Origin of the sequence: Pandoraea pnomenusa, assembly GCF_040391475.1 — a bacterium.
Lineage (GTDB): Bacteria > Pseudomonadota > Gammaproteobacteria > Burkholderiales > Burkholderiaceae > Pandoraea > Pandoraea pnomenusa_C.
Genome location: NZ_JBEBXS010000016.1, coordinates 36,705 through 58,137 on the forward strand (window position 1 = coordinate 36,705; position 21,433 = coordinate 58,137).

Here is a 21,433-nt window from a genome sequence, read left to right on the forward strand (position 1 = left end):
CACTGAAGGCAACACTTCAGTCATCGGGAGAACTCCGTGATGCGTACCCATCAAATGACCGCCAAATCTCCGCTTTCCCAACGCCGGGCGCGTCCGGTTGCCGATACCTCCGACGCCCCCACGGCGCGGGCGAAGCATCGCTACGCGACCGACGACGCCAAATGGGCGGCCGTAGTCGCACGCGACAAGCAGGCGGATGGCGAATTCTTCTACTCGGTTCGCACGACCGGCGTGTTCTGCCGACCGTCGTGCGGCGCGCGGCTCGCGCGGCGCGAAAACGTGGCCTTCCATGCGGACATGGCCTCGGCCGAGCGCGCCGGCTTTCGTCCATGCAAGCGCTGCAAGCCCGATCAGGGCGCACTCGACGCGCGTCACGCGGCGCTGATCACGGCGGCCTGCCGTCGTATCGAAGCTGCCGAGACGCCGCCGACGCTCGACACGCTCGCCGCAGAAGCCGGCTTGAGTCCGCATTACTTCCATCGCCTGTTCCGCGCAGTGACGGGCGTCACGCCGCGCGCTTACGCCAACGGTCGCCGCGCCGAGCGCGTACGCGACGCGTTGCCCGCGGCGGGGAGCGTCACCTCGGCGTTCTACGACGCGGGCTTCAACTCCAACGGCCGCTTCTACGCGAGCGCCGACGCCTTGCTCGGCATGAAGCCCACCGCGTTCCGTGCCGGAGGCAAGGCCGAGTCGATCCGCTTCGCCGTGGCGCAATGTTCGCTGGGCGCCTTGCTGGTGGCCGCCACGTCGCGCGGCTTGTGCGCGATCTCGCTGGGCGACGATCCCGACGCGCTCCTGCGCGATCTGCAAGACCGGTTCCCGAAAGCGGAACTGGTCGGCGCGGACGCGGAATTCGAGCGCTGGGTCGCGCAGGTCGTCGGCTTCGTCGAGTCACCGGGCATCGGGTTGTCGTTGCCACTCGACGTACGCGGCACGGCATTCCAGCAACGCGTCTGGCAAGCGTTGCGCGAAGTGCCGGCGGGCGAGACGGCGAGCTACGCGCAGATTGCCGAGCGCATTGGCGCGCCGCGTGCCGTGCGCGCGGTCGCACAGGCGTGTGCGTCCAACAAGCTGGCCGTGGCGATTCCGTGCCACCGGATCGTGCGTAACGACGGCGCCCTGTCGGGCTACCGCTGGGGGGTGGAGCGCAAGCGCGCCTTGCTCGCACAGGAGCGCGGGGAATGCGATGGACGCGATGGACGTCATCTCCGCGACGACCCGGCCGACAAGGTGAAGCTGTGAGCGACCGCGTACAGGCACTCGACTGGGCCTCGCTGGAAGCGGAACTGAATCACTTCGGCGCGGCGCGCATTGCGCAACTGCTCGACGCCGACGAATGCGCGACCCTGCGCGATATGTACGGCGGGACGAACGACCGCATGAGCGTGACGCCAACGTCGCCGCGCTTTCGCAGCCGGGTCGTGATGGCGCGTCATGGTTTCGGTCTGGGCGAGTACCAATACTTCGCCTATCCGTTGCCGCCGCTCGTCGCCGAATTGCGCGAAGCGTTCTATGCGCCGTTGCGCGACATTGCGCATCGCTGGCACGCGGCGATGGGCATCGAGACACGCTTTCCGCCAACGCATCGTGCCTATCTCGCGCAGTGCCATGCCGCCGGGCAGCGCCGCCCCACGCCGTTGCTGCTGCAATACCGGGCGGGCGACTACAATTGTCTGCATCAAGATCTCTACGGGGAACACGTCTTCCCGTTGCAGGTGGCCATCCTGCTCTCGCAGCCCGGCGAAGACTTCAGCGGCGGCGAGTTTGTGCTGACCGAGCAGCGCCCGCGCATGCAGTCGCGCGCGGAAGTCGTGCCGCTCATGCGCGGCGACGCGGTCGTTTTCGCCGTGCATCACCGGCCGGTGAACGGCACGCGCGGTGTGTACCGCGTGAACATGCGCCACGGTGTCAGTCGTGTGCGCAGCGGCCATCGGCACACGCTGGGCGTAATCCTGCACGACGCAACATGACATTCGATCTCTTCGGCACCGCACCCGACGACAATGCCTCGCCACACGCCGACGAACTCGGTCCCGGGGCGTTCGTACTGCGCGGTTTCGCCCGCTCGCGGCTCGACACGCTGCAGGGCGACATCGACGCCGTGATCGCGCAAGCACCGCTGCGTCACTGGTTGACGCCGGGCGGCAAGCGCATGTCGGTCGCGATGACGAATTGTGGCGAGGTGGGATGGATCAGCGATCGGCAGGGCTATCGCTATGGCACGCACGATCCGCTGTCGAAGCAGCGATGGCCGTCGATGCCGGCGTCGTTTGCCGCGCTGGCGCGCGATGCCTCCGAAGCGGCGGGCTATCCTGACTTTCACCCCGATGCCTGCCTGATCAATCGCTACACGCTCGATGCGCGCCTCACGTTGCATCAGGACCGCGACGAGCGCGAACTGGGTGCGCCGATCGTCTCCGTTTCGCTGGGCCTGCCCGCGACGTTCCTGTGGGGCGGCCTGCAGCGCAGCGATCGCACGCGACGCGTGCGTCTGGAACCGGGCGACGTGGTCGTGTGGGGTGGGCCCTCACGTCTTGTCTACCACGGCATTGCGAGCGTCGAAGGCAGCTTCGACGCGCAAGCGGTGCGTTACAACCTCACCTTCCGGCAGGCCCGCTGACGCGCCGCAACTGCGGCACGTCGACGCGTGCGGCCTGCCATGCGTGTGACTCAATAGCCGACGGTGAAACGCGCACGCGGGTGGGCGTTCTTCTCGAGTTCGTCGACGAGCGCGATGGCGTAGTCTTCCATCGAGATCCAGCTCTTGCCGTTGGCGTCGACGAGCAGAGCGTCGCCGCCGAGGCGGAACTTGCCCGTGCGTTCACCCGGTTCGAACAGCGCCGAGGGCGACAGGAACGTCCAGTTCAGCAACGAATCCTTCGGCTCGGCGCGCAGCACTTGCAGGAACACGCGTCCGGCGCCCGCTTCCGGCTTGTATGCCTCGGGGAAATCCGGCGTGTCGATGAGTGCCTTGCCCGGCGCGATTTCCAGACTTCCCGCCCCCCCCACGACGAGCAGACGCGGCACGCCTGCGCGCTTCACGGCTTCAATCAGCTTGGCGGCATCCATCGTGACGAAGCGACCGGCGCTGATCACGGCGTCGTGATCGGCGAGCAGCGGCGCGAGCGATGCCGGATCGGCCGCGTTGCCCTCGACGACGGTGAGTCCCTGCTCGGGCTCGACGTTCTCGGGATTGCGCGCAATACCCGTCACAGTGTGTTTGCGGGCGAGCAGTTCTTCGGCAACGCGCTTGCCCACACGGCCGGTAATACCAATCAAGGCGACTTTCATCGGGAGACTCCTGGGGGTGAGGGGGAATTCGGGAAAAGGGGTTTGTGAGGCCCGTACTCAGAGCACGCAGCCGTCAGGCCCGCATTGCGGCAACCCATTGGCATCGCCACTGAGGCGCGACGTCTTTTGCGCCGCCATCAGTCGTTCGCGCAGCGCGTCGCGCCAGGCGTCGGGTTGCCCGAGATAACGTCCCGGTTCGAGCCGTTCGACGCGACCGTCGATCTCCAGCGCGAAGGTCGGGAAACCGCTGCCGCCCACGCGAGCGAGCCACGCGCGGCTCTCGCGGAAATGCTGCATGAGCGTGTTGGCGTCCTCGGCATCGAACGCCTTGGCGAACGCTTCGCGATCGAGCCCCAGTTCGGCGGCGACGTCGATGAGCACGTCGCGATCGGCAATACGCTTGCCGTCGACGTAATGCGCGCGTTGAAGCGCCGCGAACATGTCGAGGCCGCGCCCGCCGAGTGCCTCGGCCGCGAGTACAGCCGCCGTCGGCGGCGCGGAGTCGAAGACCGCAGTGCCGTCGCGCAGCAGACCATTGAAGTAGGCATCGCCGAACGGCTGACCGGTCATCTCCGCGATGCGGTGGTCGTGCGGCATGACGTAATTGCGAAGTTCGGGCGTGACGGGCTGCCGGTTCGGGCCAGCCATCATGCCGCCACCGTGAAACACCACGTCGAGGCCCGCCACGTCACGCGCCGCCCGCACGAGCGGCGCGGCAGCGTAGCACCAGCCGCACAGCGGATCGGCCACGTAATGCAATGTCGGTGAGGTCTGGGGGGTATCCGTCATTTTCGATGTCCTGTGTGTCGTGCGGCGGCGTCGCGCGACGCCTCTCATGACTGCCATCGTAGTCGCGCCAATCGCGCAAAAAAAGCCCATAATGACGATCACTTTGTTGCATCGATCGAGCAAATCATGGACCGTCTGACTGCGATGCGTGTCTTCACCGAGGTGGCCGAGCGCGGCTCGCTCACGGCGGCGGCACAGCGGCTGGACATGTCGCGCGCGATGGTCTCGCGTTATCTGGCAGAACTCGAAGCGTGGCTCGGCACGCGGCTGCTGCACCGGACCACGCGCGCCGTGAGTCTCACCGACGCGGGCAACGACGCTTTGCCGCGCTGTCGCGAAATGCTGGGCATCGCCGACGATCTGGCCAGTACCTCGAACGCCGACAGCACGCCGCGCGGCCTGTTGCGCGTGGCATGCAGCACATCGATGGGACAGGCGTTCCTGGCCGCCGCCGTCACGCGGTTCATCGTGCGGCATCCGGGCGTGGCCATCGATCTGGTGGTGGCGGACCGCACCATCGATCTGGTCGACGAGCGCATCGACCTGGCGATTCGCGTGACGGCCGATCCGTCGCCGGGGCTCATTGCACGACGACTCGCCACTTGCCATTCCGTCGTTTGCGCTGCGCCGTCGTATCTTGAGCGGCATGGCACACCCGAGCGCGCCGAAGACCTCGCGTTGCACAACTGTCTGACGTACACCTATTTCGGCAAGAGCCTCTGGCAATTCACCCACGACGGCGCGCCGCTGGGTGTGCCGGTCGGCGGCAATCTGTCGGCCAACGAGGTCAACGTGGTGTTCGCCGCCACGCTCGCGGGCGCGGGAATTTCCATGCAACCGGTCTACTCGGCGTTGCCGCATTTGCGCGACGGCACGTTGCGCGCCCTGCTGCCCGACTACGTTCCCCGCGAGATGACCGTCTATGGCGTGTACATCTCACGCAAGCAGATGCCCAGCGCGCTGCGTGCGCTGCTCGACGACCTCGTCGTCCAGTTCCGCACCGGACTGTTCGAGGACACGGGCTACCCCGGACGCCCCGCGCGCTCCCCTGCCTGACACCACCTGCCTGTCACATCCGCCTCACCGATCGACCTCGCCTGAGGCCTCCGAACGCGTCGCAGCGTTTCGCCCATCGTGACGCAGCGGCGATGTCACCCAATTGTCACAATCCCCGCGTAAAAACGTCGACTGCCTCGCCCGCCCGGGGTCGCTGACGACGCCTATGCCGCACGTCCGTCCTGCACGACCGGTCGCGGGCGCTCACACGCGCCTCACTGCCCGACACGCCAAACAAGGACATCATGACGCACGACACCACGCCCCAGCCCCACGATCCCGCTACCGACCCGACCGACGACAATCCGTCGGATCCGTCGCGCCGTCGCCTGCTACAAGGTCTGGCCGCCATCGGTGCGGCCGGTGCCGCAGGCGCCACCACGGCGCTGGCCGGCTGCGCCTCCGACGCAGGCGCAGGCGCGCCAACCGCGGTCGCTCCCGGCGGCACCTTCGACGCCCAGCTCAAGGCCAACATCAAGACAGTGGTCGTGATCTATCTCGAGAACCGCAGCTTCAACAACCTGTTCGGCGATTTCACGGGCGTGGAGAAGCCGCTCTCGAAAGTGCCGGCGTCGATGTACACGCAGCTCGACCGCGACGGCAAGACGCCGATGTCGCTGCTGCCGCCGATCTTCGACGGCCTGGTGCCGCGCTCGCAGATGCTCGGCGGCAAGAAGTACCACATCACCGAGAAGGACATTCCCCGCCAGCCGAACGCGCCGTTCATGCTCAAGGACGCCGAAGGCCAGCGGCTGCCCGAGTCGGTCATCACGCGCGATCTGTGGCACCTGTTCTGGCAGAACCAGATGCAGATCAACGACGGCGCGAACAACCAGTTTGCCGCCTGGGCCGACTCCGGCGGCCTGGTGATGGGCTACTACGGCGACACCGCCAAGACGCTCGACATGTACAAGATCGCGCAGCAGTACACGATGTGCGACAACTTCTTCATGGCGGCCTTCGGGGGTTCGTTCCTCAACCACCAGTTCCTCGTCACGGCGCGCCCGCCGGTCTATCCCGACGCCGCACAAAGCCCGGCGAAGGACAAGGTCGCGGTGCTCGCCGACGGCCCGCAAGGGGTGCGTCTGGCCGTGTCGCCGGAATCGCCCGCCTCGGCCGCCGACGGCAAGCCGAAGTTCGTGCGCGACGGGGCGATCACGCCCGACAACTTCGCCGTGAACACGATGATGCCGGCGTATCAGCCGTCGCCGGTCAAGCCGGCCGCGTCGGGCGACAAGCGTTTCGCCGATCCGTCGAATCCGACCACGCTGCCGCCGCAGAACTTCGCCACCATTGGCGATCTGCTCTCGGCCAAGGGCGTGTCGTGGGCGTGGTACGCGGGCGCATGGCAGTCGGCACTCGATCACAAGGGCGGTGCGGATCGTCCGAACTTCCAGTACCACCATCAACCATTCAACTACTTCGCACAATTCGCGCCGGGGACGGCCGCGCGCGAGGAACACCTGCGCGACGGCGGCGAAGGCGACAGCCCGATCTCGAACAAATTCCTCGCCGATGTGGTGGCCGGCAAGCTGCCCGCCGTGACCTTCTACAAGCCGCAGGGCAACCTGAATCAACACGCAGGCTATTCGGATGTCGAGTCCGGCGACCAGCACGCGGCGAACGTGCTCACGCACCTCATGAAGTCGCCGCAATGGCAGAACATGATGGTCGTCATCACGTACGACGAAAACGGCGGCTGGTGGGATCACGTCGCACCGCCCAAGGGCGACCGCTGGGGCCCGGGCTCGCGCATTCCGGCCATCGTGGTCTCGCCGCACGCCAGGCGCGGCAGCGTCGATCACACGTTCTACGACACCACGTCGATCCTGCGCTTCGTCACCCGTCTGCACGACCTGCCGACGCTGGAGGGCATCGCACATCGCAACGCGGCCTTCGCCGCACGCGGCGCCATGCCGCCGGGAGATCTGACGAAGACGCTGTCGTTCGCGTAATGGTGCCGGCGTGATCGCCTGCGCGGTCGCGCGCCGGTCGCGCACGCTTTCGAAGTGAGCGCAGCGATGGAAAAAGGGCACCCGAGGGTGCCCTTTTCTTCGTTCTGCGGCTCGACGTTCACTCCGGCTCGTCGAGTTCGTCCGAGCGCAGCAGCAATTTGTCGAGCAACGATTCGTAGGCACGCATCTCGTCGTCCGTAAGCGTTTCGAACAAGCGCTCGTAATGCGTGCGCGCCGCCTCGATCACCACGCGCCAGACGCGCTCGCCTTCGGGGGTGAGCGTTACCTTGACGGCGCGGCCATCGTGTTCGTCCGGAGAGCGTCGGACCAGACCGCGAGAGACCAGACCATCCGCGCCACGGCTCGCCTGACTCTTGTCGAGATTCGCACGACGCGCCAGCTCCGAGTTCGACAACGCCCCCGCCGTGCCGACCGCCGCGAGCACCCGCGACTCGGCCAGACTCAACTGGGCGGTCTCGGCATACGACTGCGCAATGCGCTTGTCGTGCTGCTTCATGAGGCGATGCATCTTGTACGTCAGGAACTGGTCGAGCGTTTTGTGGACAGGCCGCATTTCAGTGTTTTCCCCTAGTCGAAAGGGGTCGATATTTGGTTGCGAACGCAACCTTAGCACACTAGAATTGTTGTGTTAGCAACTAAATGCTCGATGACGCTTTTCGTCATTTGCGCGAGCTGCCGCCGCCCGTCTTTCCGCTGACACGAGACGGGGACGGCACATGCGCCGAGCGGCTTTTCGGGTGCCGCATCATGCATCGACCAGAGACCACCCCGCGCGCGTCGCTTTATCACGCGTACCGCGTTTATCCCCACTTCGCACCGAAGGCCGAGTGTGCCGACGTGCCCGTCACCATCGTCGGCGGCGGCCCCATCGGCATGGTCACGGCGCTCGCGCTCGCGCGCCACGGTGTGCGCTGCGTCGTGCTGCAAGCTGAGCAACAGGTGTCGGAAGGCAGCCGTGCCATCGTCTTCACGCGTCGTTCGCAGGAAATCCTGCAGGCCGTGGGCGTGGCCGACGCCGTCGTGGCGAAGGGGCTGCCCTGGACCAGCGGCAACTCCTACTATCGCGGCCAGCGCGTGTTTCGCATGGAGTCGCCGGTCGACGAGGACGATCGCTTTGCGCCGCTCATCAACCTGCAACAGAACGTGCTCGAGAGCTATCTGGTGGACGCCATCGAGCGCGAGCCGCTTGTGGAGATGCGCTGGGGCAACAAGCTCGTTGGTGTGACGCAGGACGCCCGCGGCGTGGCGCTGCAAATCGACACGCCCGACGGCGAATACACGCAGCGCACCGGTTGGCTCGTGGCCGCCGACGGTGCCCGCTCGACGGTGCGCACGGCGCTCGGCCTGCGCTTCGAAGGCGCGAGCTACGAAGGCCGTTTTGTCATCGCCGACATTCGCATCGACCTCGATCTGCCGACCGAGCGCCTCGCCTATTTCGCGCCGGACTGGAACCCGGGCAACACGGTGCTCATGCATCGCGAGCCCGACGGTATCTGGCGAGTCGACTATCAACTCCCGGCGTCCGAGACGTCTGAACACGCCCTGCAACCCGACACGATTCGCGAACGTATCAACGCACAACTCGCGATGATGGGACTGGGCGACAAGCCGTGGGAACTCGACTGGTGCTCGGTATATTCGGCACGCGCGCTCACGCTGCCCGATTACGTGCACGGCCGCATTCTCTTTGCGGGTGACGCGGCGCACCTGTTGCCGATTTTCGGCGTGCGCGGCGCCAACACCGGGTTCCAGGACGCCATCGACCTCTCGTGGAAGCTCGCTGCCGTGGCCAAGGGCGCGGCACCCGACGCCCTGCTCGCGTCGTACACGCACGATCGCGTGGGCGCAGCGCGCGAGATCATCGCCGAAGCGGGCAAGAGCACACGCTTCATGACGCCGCCCACGCACGGCTTTCGCGTGCTGCGCGACGCCGTGCTGGATCTGTCGCTCGAACACGAATTCGTGCGACCGCTGTTTCACTGGCGCACCTCGCGCGCGCATGACTATCGCGACTCGCCGCTCAACAGCCGCAACGACGACAACGCGACGATGGCCGCCGGTCCGGGCGTTGGCGCGCCCGCACCGAACCTCCGGCTCGGCGAGAACGACTACCTCTACGACCACCTCGGTGCTGCCTTCCACCTCGTGATCTTCGGCGACGCCGCCCTCGACGACGTGTTGCGTCACGAAATCGTGGCGTGGCGCGAGCGCGGTGTGCCGCTCAAGGTCATCGCGTTCGCAGCATCGGCCGACGCCGTGACCGGCGCCGACCTCACGTTGCGCGACACCGTCGGCCACGCGGCGGCGAAGTACGGCGCCGGTGAGGGCACGGCGTATCTGGTGCGTCCCGATCATCACGTCTGCGCCCGTTGGCAACGCCTCGACGCCGCGCGTCTGGCCAGTGCGCTCGCGCAGGCAACCGCTCGCGTGTGAGCCCCGGCGCGCACCACGAACTCAAGGAAGCTTTCATCATGACCGCCCAACAAACCGCCATCGCCGGTCTCGAAGAGATCTACGACGCGCTCGCCCTGGCCATTGACGCCGTGCCAGACGACAAGCGCGAACTGCTGCTCGCCAAGATCGCCCTGCTGTTGGCTAACGAAATCGCCGATCCGTCGCGCGTGCTGAGTCTCATCGCGCAAGCCGTGCGCAGCGCCCAGCACTGATCGATTCGCCATCGCGCGTTTGCGCGTCACCGCATCACCTGCATTACCCGCATTACCCGCCGTATCGCATCGTTCCCTTCGGTGCCCGCCCTCGATGGCGGGCCCGTTTTCATAACACCGCCATTCCAAAACCAAGGCGGGGAGCGTTGGAGAAGACACCCATCATGAGTCGCATCACCCCTGCCGCCGGTCTCGGTGGCGGCATTGCCGTACCCGTTCCTCCTGTCGTACCGGACGCCGCATCCAGCGAAGCGCTGGAGCGCGAGGTCGTTCGCAAGATCTCGCGCCGCCTGCTCGGCTTCCTGTTCGTGCTGTTCCTGTTCTCGTTTCTCGACCGCATCAACGTCGGCTTCGCCGCGCTCACGATGAGTCAGGATCTGGGCCTCACGAGCACGATGTTCGGCATGGCCTCGACCGTGTTCTATCTGACGTACGTGCTGTGCGGCGTGCCGAGCAACCTGATGCTCGTGAAGTACGGCGCGCGTCGCTGGATCGGCGCGATCCTGATCGCCTGGGGACTCGCGTCGAGCGCCACGATGTTCGCGCACGACGCCACGAGCCTCTATCTCATTCGCGCCATCGTCGGCATTACCGAAGCGGGCTTCCTCCCGGGCATGCTGCTCTACATGGGCGACTGGTTCCCGTCGGCCGCCCGCGCACGCGCGAATGCCTGGTTCATGATCGCGATGCCCGTGACGTCGGCGCTCGGCGCTGCCGCGTCGGGCTACCTGCTGCGGCTCGACGGCGTGGGCGGACTCGCCGGCTGGCAATGGCTGTTCGTGCTCGAAGGTCTCCCCACGGTGCTGCTCGGCGTGGTGACGTGGTGGTACCTCGACGACAAACCCGCCGACGCACGCTGGCTGAGCGCCGCCGAGAAGCAGGCGCTCGACGCCATGATGTCGCGCGACCGCGCGGCCGCTGTCGCACAACGTGCAGGGGAAGCGTCGGCGCAGCACGGCAGCATGTGGCGCGCCATTCTCACGCCGAGCGTCGCGAAGTTCGCACTGGGGTACTTCTGTCTCGTCAATACGCTCTCGCTGGCGTCGCTGTGGATTCCGCAGATCGTGAAGAGTTTCGGCACGACGAGCAGCAACGTGACCATCGGCCTGCTCGCCGCGATTCCGTCCGTGTGCACGATTGCCGGCATGATCTGGTGGGGACGCCGCTCCGACCGATTGCAGGAACGTCGCTGGCATCTGGTGTTGCCGATGCTGTTCTCCGCCGCGGGCTGGGTGGTGACGTGCTTCGCGCCCGACCCGTCGTTGCGTCTGGCCGGTGTGGCGATGGCGTCGACGGGGGCTTACACCGCGATGGCCATCTTCTGGACGGTGCCCGATCGCAATCTGGCGCCGCACACGCGCGCGCTCGGACTGGCCGTCATCAACGCCGTGGGCAACCTCGGCTCGGCACTGAGCCCGATCGTCGTGGGCGCGCTCAAGGACTGGACGCATTCGTTCACGTCCGGCCTGATGTTCGCGGCCGTGAGTCTGCTCGTGGGTATCGGCGTGCTGTGGTTCGCACCGTTGGGTCAGCGTCGCGCAGGGCACTGATCGCGCCGACACATGGTGTGCATGGCGTGCATGGCGGACATCGTTCCGGGCCATAATGCGAAGCGTCTTCGCGTACAAGGAACCCGCCATGCCAGTGACAACGCCCGTGGCCGCTCAGGGCCCCACGCTCGTCGTACTCATCGACGCCGATAACGCGGCGCCCGCCATCGTCGAAGGGCTGCTCACCGAAGTCGCCAAGTACGGCGTGGCGAGCGTCAAGCGTATCTACGGCGACTGGACGAAGCCAAACCTCGACGGCTGGAAGAAGTGCCTGCTCGAGTATTCGATCCAGCCGATCCAGCAGTTCCGCTATACGGTGGGCAAGAACGCCACCGACAGCGCCATGATCATCGACGCGATGGATCTGCTCTACACCGGGCGCTTCGACGGCTTCTGCCTGGTGTCGAGCGACAGCGACTTTACGCGGCTCGCCTCGCGCATCCGTGAGCAGGGGCTGATCGTGTACGGCTTCGGCGAGCGCAAGACACCACAGCCGTTCGTCACCGCCTGCGACAAATTCATCTACACGGAATTGCTGCGTCAGGACGATGAGCCCGACGACGACGAAGCGCCCGCGCCACGCAAACGTCGCAGTGCGTCGGAGCTCAAGCGCGATGCGCGTCTCGTGCGCCTGCTGCGCAACGCGGTGACCGGTGTCTCCGACGAAGACGGATGGGCGAGCCTCGGGTCGATGGGCAGTCACATCGCGAAGCAGGCACCGGACTTCGATTCGCGCAATTACGGTTTCGGCAAGCTCAGCGATCTCGTGGCGACCATCGGCCTGTTCGATGTCGAGCAGCGATCGGGCAGCGGCGGCAACAAGGGTATCTGGGTGCGCATCAAGCCGAAGCGCGGCACGACGAAGCGCGCGGAATGAACCTGCGTTGAAGGCAATCGAACCAGCGCGCGAGATTTTTTTGGAAATTTCGCGCGAAACGCTTGCCAGGTTCCGGAATTGACCCTATACTCGCGGTCTTTCTAGGCTCGTAGCTCAGCTGGTTAGAGCACCACCTTGACATGGTGGGGGTCGTTGGTTCGAGTCCAATCGAGCCTACCAACGAATCAAAGCACAAGGCGTCTCGCGTTTTCGCGTGACGCCTTTTGTTTTTTCCGCGGCCAAACCGAGTTCACGGCAGCGCATCTCCGCCACACATCTCCGCCACATGTCGCGCCGATGCAAGCGCTTGAGGCTTGCCCGCAAAGCGCGTCTACTCGCGTTACAAAACGACACATCCCAGACAAACTCGTAGCACCTGCCGCACAGCCTCGTCGATACACTGGCATCAACGGTTCGACGATGGACTTGCTGCCACGACACAACGACTACGTGCCTTGCTGCCTCCTCGCGAATCGATCCGACTCACTGGCTTCATTGCCCATTGTTTTTACGCACGCAGCGTCGACTGCGGGTGTTTTTGGTGGAGGACACCATGAAACGTATGCTCATCATCGCAGCCCTTGGCGCCACGGCGGCCGTGGCTTCGACTGCCGCTTCGGCTCACGTCGACGTCGGCCTCTACCTCGGCGTGCCTGCGCCGGTCGTGGCCGCACCGGTCTACGTCGAACCGCCGCAACCGGTGTATGTCCAACCTCGCGTGTACGAAGCACCGCAACCGGTCGTGTACTACGGTCGCGATCGCTGGGACGACTGGCGTGATCGTCGGTGGGAAGATCGTCATGATCGCGGCTGGCACCGCGGATGGCGTCGTGGCGACGACCGCGATTGATTGAACGAAGAACGAAGCGGCCCGCCGGTTGGCGTCGGCGGGCTTTTTAAGCGGGAAGCGGCTCTGTCGCTTTCCGCGTTCTTTTATCTGGCGTTCGCATTTCCCCTTCCGCGCCCGATGACTTCGCGCATGCCGCTCACATCATCGGCACGTCGCGCAACTCCCGCTTCATCCACTCGACGAACGCCCGCGTGCGCGACGGCAACAGCCGCGCGTGCGGGTAGACGATGCTGACCGGCCGCGCCGGCCCTTCGAAGTCGGTGAGCACGCGCACGAGTCGCCCGTCGGCGAGCGGCGCCGCCACCTGATACGACAGAAAGCAGCCATAGCCCATGCCGTCCAGGCAGGCTTCGACAGCGGTGAGCCCGTGGCTGACTTCGAGATTGCCGTCGACAGCCACGACGAATTCCCGCCCGCCTTCCCAGAAACGCCACTGACCGTAGCCGCCGCCGTGCGTGCGAATGCAGTTCTTGCTCACCAGATCGCGAGGGTGCGACACCTCGCCTTGCTCGGCAATACAGCCAGGGCTGGCCACCACGACGCGACGAATGGCGCCGATGCCATGCGCCACGAGCGTCGAGTCCTCCAGCGGGGAGATGCGGATGCCGACATCGATGCCCGCTTCCCAGAGATTCACGACGCGGTCGTTGAGCATGAGACGACATTTGACGGCCGGGTACGCGCGCAGAAAACGATGCAGCGCCGGCGCGACATGCAATTGCCCGAAGAGCACGGGCGCCGTGACGACAAGCGTGCCGCTCGGCGCTTCGTGACGCGCCGCGAGCCGGGCCTCGGCCTCGTGCAGCTCGCTCAGGATCTGTCGGCAGGTGTCGAGATAGCTGCGCCCTTCTTCGGTGAGCGCGATACGGCGTGTGGTGCGATTGAGCAGCCGGATGTCGAGCGACGTCTCGAGCGCCGCCAATGTGCGCACAACTGCCGGGAGCGAGGAATCGAGCGCGCGCGCCGCCGCGCTCAGGCTGCCCTGATCGACGATGGCGACGAACGTCTGCATGGCGCGAAGTTTATCCATGCCGCGCATCATTACTCCGATTTTCGGAGTAGTCAAATCAACTTCTCGGCATTTATCCGGAAATCGGCGAGATGGAAAATGGATGGACTGCGCGTCGATTCCCTTCCCGGAGCGGCGCCACACGCCCACTACCGGAGATGCCCATGACTCGCCCGCTCGATGCGAACCCTTCGCCGCCCACTCGCCCTGATCGCCCCATCCGCCTGTACCGGAACCCCTTGTCGGGACACTGCCATCGCGTCGAGTTGATGTTGCATCTGCTCGATCTTCCATTCGAGACGGTGGAGCTCGATTTCGCCACAGGTCAGCACAAGCAACCGGCGTTCCTCGCCATCAATCCGTTCGGCCAGGTGCCCGCGATCGATGACGATGGCCTGACACTCGCCGACTCGAACGCGATCCTCGTCTACCTCGCAAAACGCTACGATGCCTCGGGCGACTGGCTGCCCGACGATCCGGTCACCGCGGCACGCGTGCAACGCTGGTTGTCCGTGGCCGCCGGCGATCTCGCCTTCGGGCCGGGGGCGGCGCGCGTCGTGGTGCTGTTCAAGCGTGAGGCAGACACGGCCGCCATGATCGAACGCGCAGTGCTGCTGCTCTCGCGGATGGAGGCGCACCTCGACGCGCCCGGCGCCACGCACTTCCTTGCCAGCGACACGCCGACGATCGCCGACGTCGCCTGCTATGCGTATCTCGCACATGCCCCGGAAGGCAACGTGACGCTGGCCCCGTACCCCGCCGTGCGCGCCTGGCTGGCACGCGTGGCCGCGATGCCTCGCTTCGTGCCGATGGCGTCAACCGCCTGCGGGCTGAACGCCGCCTGAACGCCGCCCGACTCGGAGAACGTCACATGAACGCGCCCGGACCGTTGTCGATTCACGAAGCTACCCCATCACAGCCCTCGCTGCCCGCGCCGGATGCGCCGTTCCACGCGGGCGAGCTTGCCGTGCAGACGCTGGCCGGCTCGCGTGAGGCGATGGCCGAGATCGGGGCGCGCGTCATTCGCACCGCGATGCCCGAACAGCATCGGCTGTTCTTCCCACAATTGCCGTTTATCGTGACGGGCGGGCTCGATGTCCACGATCAACCGTGGGCAACGTTGTTGAGTGGCACACCCGGCTTCGTCTCATCCCCCGATCCGACACTGTTGCGCGTGGACGCGTTGCCGCCTCCGACCGACCCGCTGCATGGCGCGCTCGCGTCAGGGGCGTCGCTGGGGTTGCTCGGCATCGAACCCTCGACGCGGCGGCGCAATCGTGTGAACGGTCGCGTCGTCGCGCTCGACGAACACGGCTTCACGATGCGCGTGGCACAGAGCTTCGGGAACTGCCCCCAGTACATTCGCAAGCGCGAAGTGACGCCGGAAGGTCACGACGCACCTCCGCAGGCCGAGTCGCCGCAAGCCTCGCTCGACGACGATGCGCAATGGCAGATCGCCAGCGCCGACACGTTCTTCATCGCCACGCACTACGTGGGGGATGGCGCGACCGAACGCAGTGCGGGCACCGATGTCTCACATCGCGGCGGCAAGCCGGGGTTCGTTTGCGTGGACGACGCAACGACTTTGACCTGGCCGGACTTTCGCGGCAACGCGTACTACAACACGCTCGGCAATCTCCATGCCAATCCGCGCGCCGGGCTGGTCTTCGTCGACTTCGCTTCGGGCGATTTCCTGCATGTCGCGGGCAACGCCGAGATTCTTTGGCAGAACGAAGCGGAAAGCGGCTTTGACGGCGCCCAGCGACTCGTGCGCCTGCATGTGCGCGAAGTGCGCCGGGTGCGCGGCGCACTGCCCGCCGCGTGGCGCGAAGGCGAGGCGTCGCCCAGCGTCGAACGCACCGGGGCGTGGGCAACGGTATAACCTGACGCGGCGCCCCTCTCGCCCCGCTTTCGCCGGCGCTTGTGGCCATTGTCGTTGCCGCCCAACGTTTGCCGTTTGCCGCTTGCTGCACCGATTCGCTGCGTGTACAGTGTGTCCACGCCCGTCGAGTGACGGGCGCCAACTTATCTCCATCGATCCATGACTGCTCGTTCGTCTGTCCGACTCGCCGTATCGCCGCCGCTGCGCGGGGCTGGTGCGCGTCTGTGCGGGCACGGCGTGGCAGTCGCAGGTGTCGCACCTCCCCCGCCGTCCGGCGTGGCACAGCTCGCCGTGGCCGCAGTCGCAGCCGTGGCAGTGGTCGCAGACGTCGCAATCGTGGCCTGAGGCCACGTTCGGCGCGCTGGGCCTTCATCGCCCGGCAACCCACCTTTTCATCCGAATTTCAGTTTCGATCCGCTGGCTGGCGTGTCGCTTGAATGCTGCCTGTGCGTCGCTCGTGCGAACGGCGCCGGCATGCTGACATCCGCTGCCGTCGCGTGCGTCTGACGACGCCGTGCCGCACGCGTGACACGCCGCCAGCCGGACATCCTGTACAGGGGAAGATCGATGCAATCCGCAGGTCTCGCGTGGCGCCGTCATGGCGCAACGCTCTTGTTCGTTCTGCTTTGGAGCGGCGGCGCACTGGCCGCCAAATGGGGGCTGACGCACGCGTCGGCATTCGCGTTTCTCGTCATCCGGCTGGGCGTGGCGCTCGCGGCGCTCACGCTCATCGCACTGACACGTCGCCGCTGGTGGCCCGCCGCCGGCACTCGCTGGCAGGTGGCAGGCACCGGCATGTTGCTCATTGGCGGCTATCAGGCGGCATACCTGCTCGCGCTGGCGCATGGTATTACGCCGGGTGCGCTGGCGACGGTGCTGGGCGTACAGCCGATCCTCACGCTGGTGGCACTGGAGCGGGCGCATAGCGCGCGGCGTCTGGCCGGGCTGGCCGTCGCGCTGGCCGGCCTGGCGCTCGTCGTGGCGCAAAGCCTGATGTCGGCGCGACTCTCGGCGGCGGGCTCGATATGGGCGCTCGCCGCGCTCGCGTGCATGACGCTCGGCACCATCGCCCAGAAGGGCTCGCGCCAGACACCACTCGACGTCCTGCCCCTGCAATACGCCGTGGGGCTCGCGATGGCGCTGCTGGTCGCCCCAACGCAGCCGTGGCACTTCGACGGCTCGTGGGGCTTCTGGCTGCCACTGCTCTATATGGGACTCGTGATTTCGGTGGGCGCCACGCTGCTGCTCTATCGCATGATCGCGTCGGGCAACCTCGTCACCGTGACCAGTTTGTTCTATCTGGTGCCGGTGGTCACGGCGCTGCTCGACTGGGCGATCTTCGGGCATCGACCGACAGCGCTCGCCGTGGCGGGTACTGCGGCCATCCTGCTCGGACTCCGCCTGGCGTTGCGATAGTCCATGGAAGTTGACCTGCCGACCGGCAGGCTCGGCTAAGATTGTCAGTCTGCGGGTGACAATGGTGACGCAAACCGTCTCGTTGTCACCCAAACTTTCTTACGACTGGAATCTTGCCGATGGATTTGCTCGACGACATGCGCATCTTCGTCACGGCCGTGGACGCCATGAGCTTCACGGGCGCGGCGGCCAAGCTGGGGCTTTCGAAGCAATTCGTGAGCCGTCGCATTTCGTCGCTGGAACAGACGCTGGGCGCGCGACTGCTGGTGCGCACGACACGGCGACTGGCCGTGACCGATCTGGGACGCATCTATTACGAGCGTGCACGACGCATTCTCGACGACGTGGAAGCCGCCAATCTGGCTGTCAGCAGCCAGGGGGAGCGCCCGCGAGGCAATCTGCGGGTGTCCGCCCCGATGTCGTTCGGCACGATGTTTCTCAGTTCGGTCATCCCGTCGTTCCTGACGACGTACCCGGACGTCACCATCGAGCTGGAGTTGAACGACCGCACCGTCGACATCATTGCCGAAGGCTACGACGTGGCCGTTCGTATCGGCGCGCTGGCCGATTCGTCGCTGATCGGCCGCACGATCGCGCCCATGCGCATGGTCACGTGCGCCAGTCCGCGCTATCTCGAAGCCCATGGGGCGCCCGAAACGCCGGAAGATCTACGCGATCATGCGCTGCTGCCCTACGGGCATAGCCAGCGGGTGAACTGGACCTATTCGCGCGACGGGCATCCCGTCGAGATTCCGGTGACGGGGCGATTGCGGGTGAACAACGGCGAATTGGCGCGCGATGCCGCAGTGGCAGGACTGGGGCTGACCTGGTTGCCGGTGTTCATCGTCGCACCGGCGCTGCTGAACGGCCGACTGGTCACGGTGCTGGACGAATTCGCACCCACGGCGTCGGCCATTCATGTCGTCTATCCACAGCATCGTCAGGCTTCTCTCGTGATCCGCGCGTTCTCCGATTTCCTGTCGTCGGCCTGCAATACGGCCGGCGCGCAGTGGTAAACCGGGGTCCCGCAGCACGGGAATCGGCCATCAGACTTGACCATCCATAGCCCGGACGGGGATACTTGACAGGTTAAAAACCCAGCTTTTCCACGCCGATGACCACGATTCTGCAACACATCCCCACGGGACAACGGGTCGGCATCGCCTTTTCGGGCGGTCTCGACACCAGCGCTGCGCTACTTTGGATGCGCAAAAAAGGCGCCATTCCCTACGCTTACACGGCCAATCTGGGTCAGCCGGACGAACCCGACTACGACGATATCCCGCGCCGCGCCATGGCTTACGGCGCCGAGAACGCCCGCCTGGTGGACTGCCGCGCGCAACTGGTCGCCGAAGGCATCGCCGCGCTGCAATCGGGTGCATTCCACATTTCGACGGCCGGCGTCACGTACTTCAATACCACGCCGATCGGCCGCGCCGTCACGGGCACCATGCTCGTGGCCGCAATGAAGGAAGATGGCGTCAATATCTGGGGCGATGGCAGCACGTTCAAGGGCAATGACATCGAGCGCTTCTACCGCTACGGTCTGTTGACCAACCCGGGCCTGCAGATCTACAAGCCGTGGCTCGACCAGACGTTCATTGACGAACTCGGCGGCCGCAAGGAAATGTCGGAGTTCCTGATCGCCAACGGCTTCGACTACAAGATGTCGGTCGAGAAAGCCTACTCGACGGACTCGAACATGCTGGGCGCCACGCACGAGGCCAAGGATCTGGAGCACCTGAATTCGGGCATCAAGATCGTGCAGCCGATCATGGGCGTGCCGTTCTGGCGTGACGATTGCGCGATCAAGGCCGAAGAAGTCACCGTGCGCTTCGAAGAAGGCCAGCCGGTGGCACTCAACGGCAAGACGTTCGCCAATGCGGTCGAGCTGTTCGAAGAAGCCAACCGTATCGGCGGCCGTCACGGCCTGGGCATGAGCGACCAGATCGAGAACCGCATCATCGAAGCCAAGAGCCGCGGCATCTACGAAGCCCCGGGCCTCGCGCTGCTGTTCATCGCTTACGAGCGTCTGGTCACCGGCATCCACAACGAAGACACCATCGAGCAATACCGCGAGAACGGCCGCCGTCTGGGCCGTCTGCTGTATCAGGGCCGCTGGTTCGACCCGCAGGCGATCATGCTGCGCGAGACGGCCCAGCGCTGGGTGGCACGCGCCGTGACCGGCGAAGTGACCATCGAGCTGCGTCGCGGCAACGATTACTCGCTGCTCAACACGACGTCGCCGAACCTGACGTACAAGCCGGAACGCCTGACGATGGAAAAGGGCGACTCCGTCTTCACGCCGCTCGACCGTATCGGTCAGCTCACGATGCGCACGCTCGACATCGTCGACACGCGCGAGAAGCTGATGACGTACGCCAAGGCCGGCCTGCTCACGTCGTCGAGCGACGACGCCCTGCCGCAGCTCGACAGCAAGAAGGACTAAGACGCTCCACACACGCATCGCCCCCCGGGCGGTGCGGCTGTGTCGTCTGACACAACAGGCGGTGCGCCCCGAAAGGAGCGCGCCGCCTTTGTTTTTGGCCTGTCACGGATCACGCGCTAAGATAGCGAAAAATAGAGGTCATATCCCAATTTCTCCCGCATTCGGGGTGCGCGCACGGCTGGCGCATGCGATGGAGTCCTAGCGTTGGTACGTCTGATACTGCTCCTGCTCGGCGTGAACTATTTGCGGCGCCGGGCCCGCGCACTGATCTGGATCGGTGCGATCTTCTTTGCCTTCGGGCTGGCACTCATCGTCGATGCCCTCGACGGTGTGGTGCACTTCCCGCTCAAGGTCTTCGCGTGGCTCTTACTGCTCGAAGGTCTGGCCACGCTCGCCATCGTCGGTATTGGCGTGGGCGGGCAGCGAATCGTGCGCGCATTGAAAGGCGGCACCTTCACCGTGGCCGCCCTGCTGGTGCTCTTCTTCGATCAACGCAACGGCAACTTCTGGCTGTCGATGCTGTTCGGCACGCTATTCCTCGCCGACGGACTGCTGCAATGCGTGGCCGCCTATGTCGTGCGCTACCCGCGCTGGGCATGGGCGATGGCCGGGGGATTGCTGGAAATCGCCGTCGCGATCTTCTTCTATCAACCGTATCCGACGCATTACAAGGGCACGCTGCCTTACGCCATCGGGCTGGGACTCGCGTTCACCGGCTGGAACGTGATGGTGCTGGCGATGCGCGCACGTCGCCTGCGCCGCGACTTCCGTGTCGAGGAAATCCTGGCGTCGCCGGAAGAAAAGCGCGAGCTGTGGAACAAACGCGCCCGGGCGCCGCGCTGGGAAGGTCCGCCCGCCGACACCGAACCGGCGTTGACGGTGCACGTCTGGACGCCGTCCGGCTCCGCCAAGGCGCCCGCGCGACGCCATCCCGTGATCGACCGGTACATCGCGGCGGTCGACAGGAACGGTGTGATCTCGACCGGGCACGCGGCGTTGGAAAGCCACGAAGGCGTGTATGTGAGCCTCTACCCGGCCCAGGAAATCGACCGGTCGCCGGACCAGTTCGGACAGTTGCTGCGCGCCACACGCGAAAACGACGTGCCCGGCACCTTCCAGCCGGACTACGCGACCGAGTCGAAGGCGTGGTGCCCGTCGACCGTCAAGGTGCGCATTCGCAACTACAGTCCCGACCAGTTGAACGCGTTCTGGCAGATGTACCAACAGAACCCCACGTACAACCTGACCCACCGCAATTGCTCGAGTAGCGTTGCCAAGGCGCTCGAAGCGGCGATCGAAGGCCGCGTCGGACAACTGCAGAACGGCGGCGATGCGGGCTGGTGGACGTTCGTGCGTCTGTGGCTCACGCCGGAACTGTGGGTCGCCGCGCAACTGCGCAAGCGGGCGAAGACCATGGCCTGGACCCCCGGCCTGGTGCTCGATTACGCGCGCGCCGTGAGCATGCTCGTCGATCCGCGCCCGTTCGGCTGGATCACGATGTCCTCGCTCGCCGTGCGCCGCATGCGGCGTTCGCGCCGCGCGTGGCGTGAAGCTGCGGAGCAGGCCGCCACCGCTCAGACGCAAGGCAATCCGGCATCGCACGGGTAACGGCAAACGAAGGA

The 21,433-nt window shown here is 65.8% G+C and carries 20 protein-coding genes and 1 tRNA gene; 17 read left to right on the top strand and 4 right to left on the bottom strand.

Annotation, left to right across the window (positions count from 1 at the left end; all coding sequences use genetic code 11):
* Positions 1-39 precede the first annotated feature (39 nt).
* Genes ada through alkB form a run of 3 tightly spaced genes read left to right on the top strand, consistent with a single transcriptional unit; the run spans position 40 to position 2,620 of the window.
* On the top strand, positions 40-1,242 hold the full coding sequence (ada, locus tag ABWO90_RS17185; RefSeq protein WP_353192442.1) for a bifunctional DNA-binding transcriptional regulator/O6-methylguanine-DNA methyltransferase Ada: 1,203 nt from the start codon (positions 40-42) through the stop codon (positions 1,240-1,242).
* Positions 1,182-1,970: a 2OG-Fe(II) oxygenase gene (locus tag ABWO90_RS17190; protein WP_353192443.1), complete on the top strand. Its 789-nt coding sequence runs from the start codon at positions 1,182-1,184 to the stop codon at positions 1,968-1,970. The genes ada and ABWO90_RS17190 overlap by 61 nt, the downstream gene beginning before the upstream one ends.
* Positions 1,967-2,620: a DNA oxidative demethylase AlkB gene (gene alkB / locus ABWO90_RS17195; protein ID WP_353192444.1), complete on the top strand. Its 654-nt coding sequence runs from the start codon at positions 1,967-1,969 to the stop codon at positions 2,618-2,620. The genes ABWO90_RS17190 and alkB overlap by 4 nt, the downstream gene beginning before the upstream one ends.
* Positions 2,621-2,670: 50 nt before the next feature.
* On the opposite strand, the gene ABWO90_RS17200 is transcribed toward alkB, so the two are convergent.
* Together ABWO90_RS17200 and ABWO90_RS17205 are read right to left on the bottom strand one after the other, a co-directional pair.
* On the bottom strand, positions 2,671-3,291 hold the full coding sequence (locus tag ABWO90_RS17200; RefSeq protein WP_353192445.1) for an NAD(P)-dependent oxidoreductase: 621 nt from the start codon (positions 3,289-3,291) through the stop codon (positions 2,671-2,673).
* 57 nt (positions 3,292-3,348) lie between these two features.
* Positions 3,349-4,080, bottom strand: a complete 732-nt coding sequence (locus ABWO90_RS17205) for a DsbA family protein (protein ID WP_353192446.1) — start codon at positions 4,078-4,080, stop codon at positions 3,349-3,351.
* A gap of 126 nt (positions 4,081-4,206) precedes the next feature.
* Between ABWO90_RS17205 and ABWO90_RS17210 the strand changes: the two genes are divergently transcribed.
* Complete coding sequence (locus tag ABWO90_RS17210) at positions 4,207-5,136, top strand: LysR family transcriptional regulator (RefSeq protein WP_353192447.1); 930 nt, start codon at positions 4,207-4,209, stop codon at positions 5,134-5,136.
* A gap of 245 nt (positions 5,137-5,381) precedes the next feature.
* The gene (locus ABWO90_RS17215) at positions 5,382-7,091 is read left to right on the top strand and encodes an acid phosphatase (protein ID WP_353192448.1); all 1,710 of its coding nucleotides are present in this window, start codon (positions 5,382-5,384) and stop codon (positions 7,089-7,091) included.
* Positions 7,092-7,209: 118 nt separating this feature from the next.
* On the opposite strand, the gene ABWO90_RS17220 is transcribed toward ABWO90_RS17215, so the two are convergent.
* Positions 7,210-7,665: a MarR family winged helix-turn-helix transcriptional regulator gene (locus ABWO90_RS17220; protein WP_353192449.1), complete on the bottom strand. Its 456-nt coding sequence runs from the start codon at positions 7,663-7,665 to the stop codon at positions 7,210-7,212.
* 194 nt (positions 7,666-7,859) lie between these two features.
* Between ABWO90_RS17220 and ABWO90_RS17225 the strand changes: the two genes are divergently transcribed.
* The 6 genes from ABWO90_RS17225 (at position 7,860) to ABWO90_RS17250 (ending at position 13,055) form a co-directional block, all read left to right on the top strand.
* Positions 7,860-9,545 carry an FAD-dependent monooxygenase gene (locus ABWO90_RS17225; protein ID WP_353192450.1) on the top strand — a complete coding sequence of 562 codons (1,686 nt, stop codon included), beginning with the start codon at positions 7,860-7,862 and terminating at the stop codon, positions 9,543-9,545.
* 38 nt (positions 9,546-9,583) lie between these two features.
* A complete protein-coding gene (locus ABWO90_RS17230; RefSeq protein WP_353192451.1) occupies positions 9,584-9,778 on the top strand; it encodes a DUF2783 domain-containing protein in 195 nt (64 codons plus the stop codon).
* Between the two features lie 164 nt (positions 9,779-9,942).
* Positions 9,943-11,328 carry an MFS transporter gene (locus ABWO90_RS17235; RefSeq protein WP_353192452.1) on the top strand — a complete coding sequence of 462 codons (1,386 nt, stop codon included), beginning with the start codon at positions 9,943-9,945 and terminating at the stop codon, positions 11,326-11,328.
* An 88-nt stretch (positions 11,329-11,416) separates the two neighbouring features.
* On the top strand, positions 11,417-12,205 hold the full coding sequence (locus ABWO90_RS17240; RefSeq protein ID WP_353192453.1) for an NYN domain-containing protein: 789 nt from the start codon (positions 11,417-11,419) through the stop codon (positions 12,203-12,205).
* A 103-nt stretch (positions 12,206-12,308) separates the two neighbouring features.
* Positions 12,309-12,385: transfer RNA gene (locus ABWO90_RS17245), tRNA-Val, on the top strand.
* Between the two features lie 373 nt (positions 12,386-12,758).
* Complete coding sequence (locus ABWO90_RS17250) at positions 12,759-13,055, top strand: hypothetical protein (protein ID WP_353192454.1); 297 nt, start codon at positions 12,759-12,761, stop codon at positions 13,053-13,055.
* A gap of 136 nt (positions 13,056-13,191) precedes the next feature.
* On the opposite strand, the gene ABWO90_RS17255 is transcribed toward ABWO90_RS17250, so the two are convergent.
* Positions 13,192-14,085 carry a LysR family transcriptional regulator gene (locus ABWO90_RS17255; RefSeq protein WP_353192455.1) on the bottom strand — a complete coding sequence of 298 codons (894 nt, stop codon included), beginning with the start codon at positions 14,083-14,085 and terminating at the stop codon, positions 13,192-13,194.
* A 143-nt stretch (positions 14,086-14,228) separates the two neighbouring features.
* On the opposite strand from ABWO90_RS17255, the gene ABWO90_RS17260 reads away from it, so the two are divergent.
* From ABWO90_RS17260 to ABWO90_RS17285, 6 genes are all read left to right on the top strand, one after another.
* On the top strand, positions 14,229-14,909 hold the full coding sequence (locus ABWO90_RS17260; RefSeq protein WP_353192456.1) for a glutathione S-transferase family protein: 681 nt from the start codon (positions 14,229-14,231) through the stop codon (positions 14,907-14,909).
* A 26-nt stretch (positions 14,910-14,935) separates the two neighbouring features.
* Positions 14,936-15,946: a pyridoxamine 5'-phosphate oxidase family protein gene (locus tag ABWO90_RS17265; RefSeq protein WP_353192457.1), complete on the top strand. Its 1,011-nt coding sequence runs from the start codon at positions 14,936-14,938 to the stop codon at positions 15,944-15,946.
* Between the two features lie 567 nt (positions 15,947-16,513).
* Positions 16,514-17,362 carry a DMT family transporter gene (locus tag ABWO90_RS17270; RefSeq protein ID WP_353192458.1) on the top strand — a complete coding sequence of 283 codons (849 nt, stop codon included), beginning with the start codon at positions 16,514-16,516 and terminating at the stop codon, positions 17,360-17,362.
* A 119-nt stretch (positions 17,363-17,481) separates the two neighbouring features.
* On the top strand, positions 17,482-18,378 hold the full coding sequence (locus ABWO90_RS17275) for a LysR family transcriptional regulator (RefSeq protein ID WP_353192459.1): 897 nt from the start codon (positions 17,482-17,484) through the stop codon (positions 18,376-18,378).
* A gap of 98 nt (positions 18,379-18,476) precedes the next feature.
* Positions 18,477-19,811 (top strand): argininosuccinate synthase, encoded by a 1,335-nt coding sequence (argG, locus tag ABWO90_RS17280; protein ID WP_353192460.1) that lies wholly within the window; start codon positions 18,477-18,479, stop codon positions 19,809-19,811.
* 204 nt (positions 19,812-20,015) lie between these two features.
* On the top strand, positions 20,016-21,419 hold the full coding sequence (locus tag ABWO90_RS17285; RefSeq protein ID WP_353192461.1) for an HdeD family acid-resistance protein: 1,404 nt from the start codon (positions 20,016-20,018) through the stop codon (positions 21,417-21,419).
* Positions 21,420-21,433: the final 14 nt, after the last annotated feature.

Excerpts from the sequence above, each read along its gene's own strand:
- alkB (WP_353192444.1), top strand. The coding sequence starts at position 1,967 with ATGACATTCGATCTCTTCGGCACCGCACCCGACGACAATGCCTCGCCA.
- ABWO90_RS17270 (WP_353192458.1), top strand. The coding sequence starts at position 16,514 with ATGCAATCCGCAGGTCTCGCGTGGCGCCGTCATGGCGCAACGCTCTTG.
- ABWO90_RS17225 (WP_353192450.1), top strand. The coding sequence starts at position 7,860 with ATGCATCGACCAGAGACCACCCCGCGCGCGTCGCTTTATCACGCGTAC.
- ABWO90_RS17215 (WP_353192448.1), top strand. The coding sequence starts at position 5,382 with ATGACGCACGACACCACGCCCCAGCCCCACGATCCCGCTACCGACCCG.
- ABWO90_RS17235 (WP_353192452.1), top strand. The coding sequence starts at position 9,943 with ATGAGTCGCATCACCCCTGCCGCCGGTCTCGGTGGCGGCATTGCCGTA.
- ABWO90_RS17210 (WP_353192447.1), top strand. The coding sequence starts at position 4,207 with ATGGACCGTCTGACTGCGATGCGTGTCTTCACCGAGGTGGCCGAGCGC.
- ABWO90_RS17265 (WP_353192457.1), top strand. The coding sequence starts at position 14,936 with ATGAACGCGCCCGGACCGTTGTCGATTCACGAAGCTACCCCATCACAG.
- ABWO90_RS17200 (WP_353192445.1), bottom strand. The coding sequence starts at position 3,291 with ATGAAAGTCGCCTTGATTGGTATTACCGGCCGTGTGGGCAAGCGCGTT.
- argG (WP_353192460.1), top strand. The coding sequence starts at position 18,477 with ATGACCACGATTCTGCAACACATCCCCACGGGACAACGGGTCGGCATC.
- ada (WP_353192442.1), top strand. The coding sequence starts at position 40 with ATGCGTACCCATCAAATGACCGCCAAATCTCCGCTTTCCCAACGCCGG.
- ABWO90_RS17275 (WP_353192459.1), top strand. The coding sequence starts at position 17,482 with ATGGATTTGCTCGACGACATGCGCATCTTCGTCACGGCCGTGGACGCC.
- ABWO90_RS17230 (WP_353192451.1), top strand. The coding sequence starts at position 9,584 with ATGACCGCCCAACAAACCGCCATCGCCGGTCTCGAAGAGATCTACGAC.
- ABWO90_RS17205 (WP_353192446.1), bottom strand. The coding sequence starts at position 4,080 with ATGACGGATACCCCCCAGACCTCACCGACATTGCATTACGTGGCCGAT.
- ABWO90_RS17190 (WP_353192443.1), top strand. The coding sequence starts at position 1,182 with ATGCGATGGACGCGATGGACGTCATCTCCGCGACGACCCGGCCGACAA.
- ABWO90_RS17220 (WP_353192449.1), bottom strand. The coding sequence starts at position 7,665 with ATGCGGCCTGTCCACAAAACGCTCGACCAGTTCCTGACGTACAAGATG.
- ABWO90_RS17240 (WP_353192453.1), top strand. The coding sequence starts at position 11,417 with ATGCCAGTGACAACGCCCGTGGCCGCTCAGGGCCCCACGCTCGTCGTA.
- ABWO90_RS17260 (WP_353192456.1), top strand. The coding sequence starts at position 14,229 with ATGACTCGCCCGCTCGATGCGAACCCTTCGCCGCCCACTCGCCCTGAT.
- ABWO90_RS17255 (WP_353192455.1), bottom strand. The coding sequence starts at position 14,085 with ATGGATAAACTTCGCGCCATGCAGACGTTCGTCGCCATCGTCGATCAG.
- ABWO90_RS17250 (WP_353192454.1), top strand. The coding sequence starts at position 12,759 with ATGAAACGTATGCTCATCATCGCAGCCCTTGGCGCCACGGCGGCCGTG.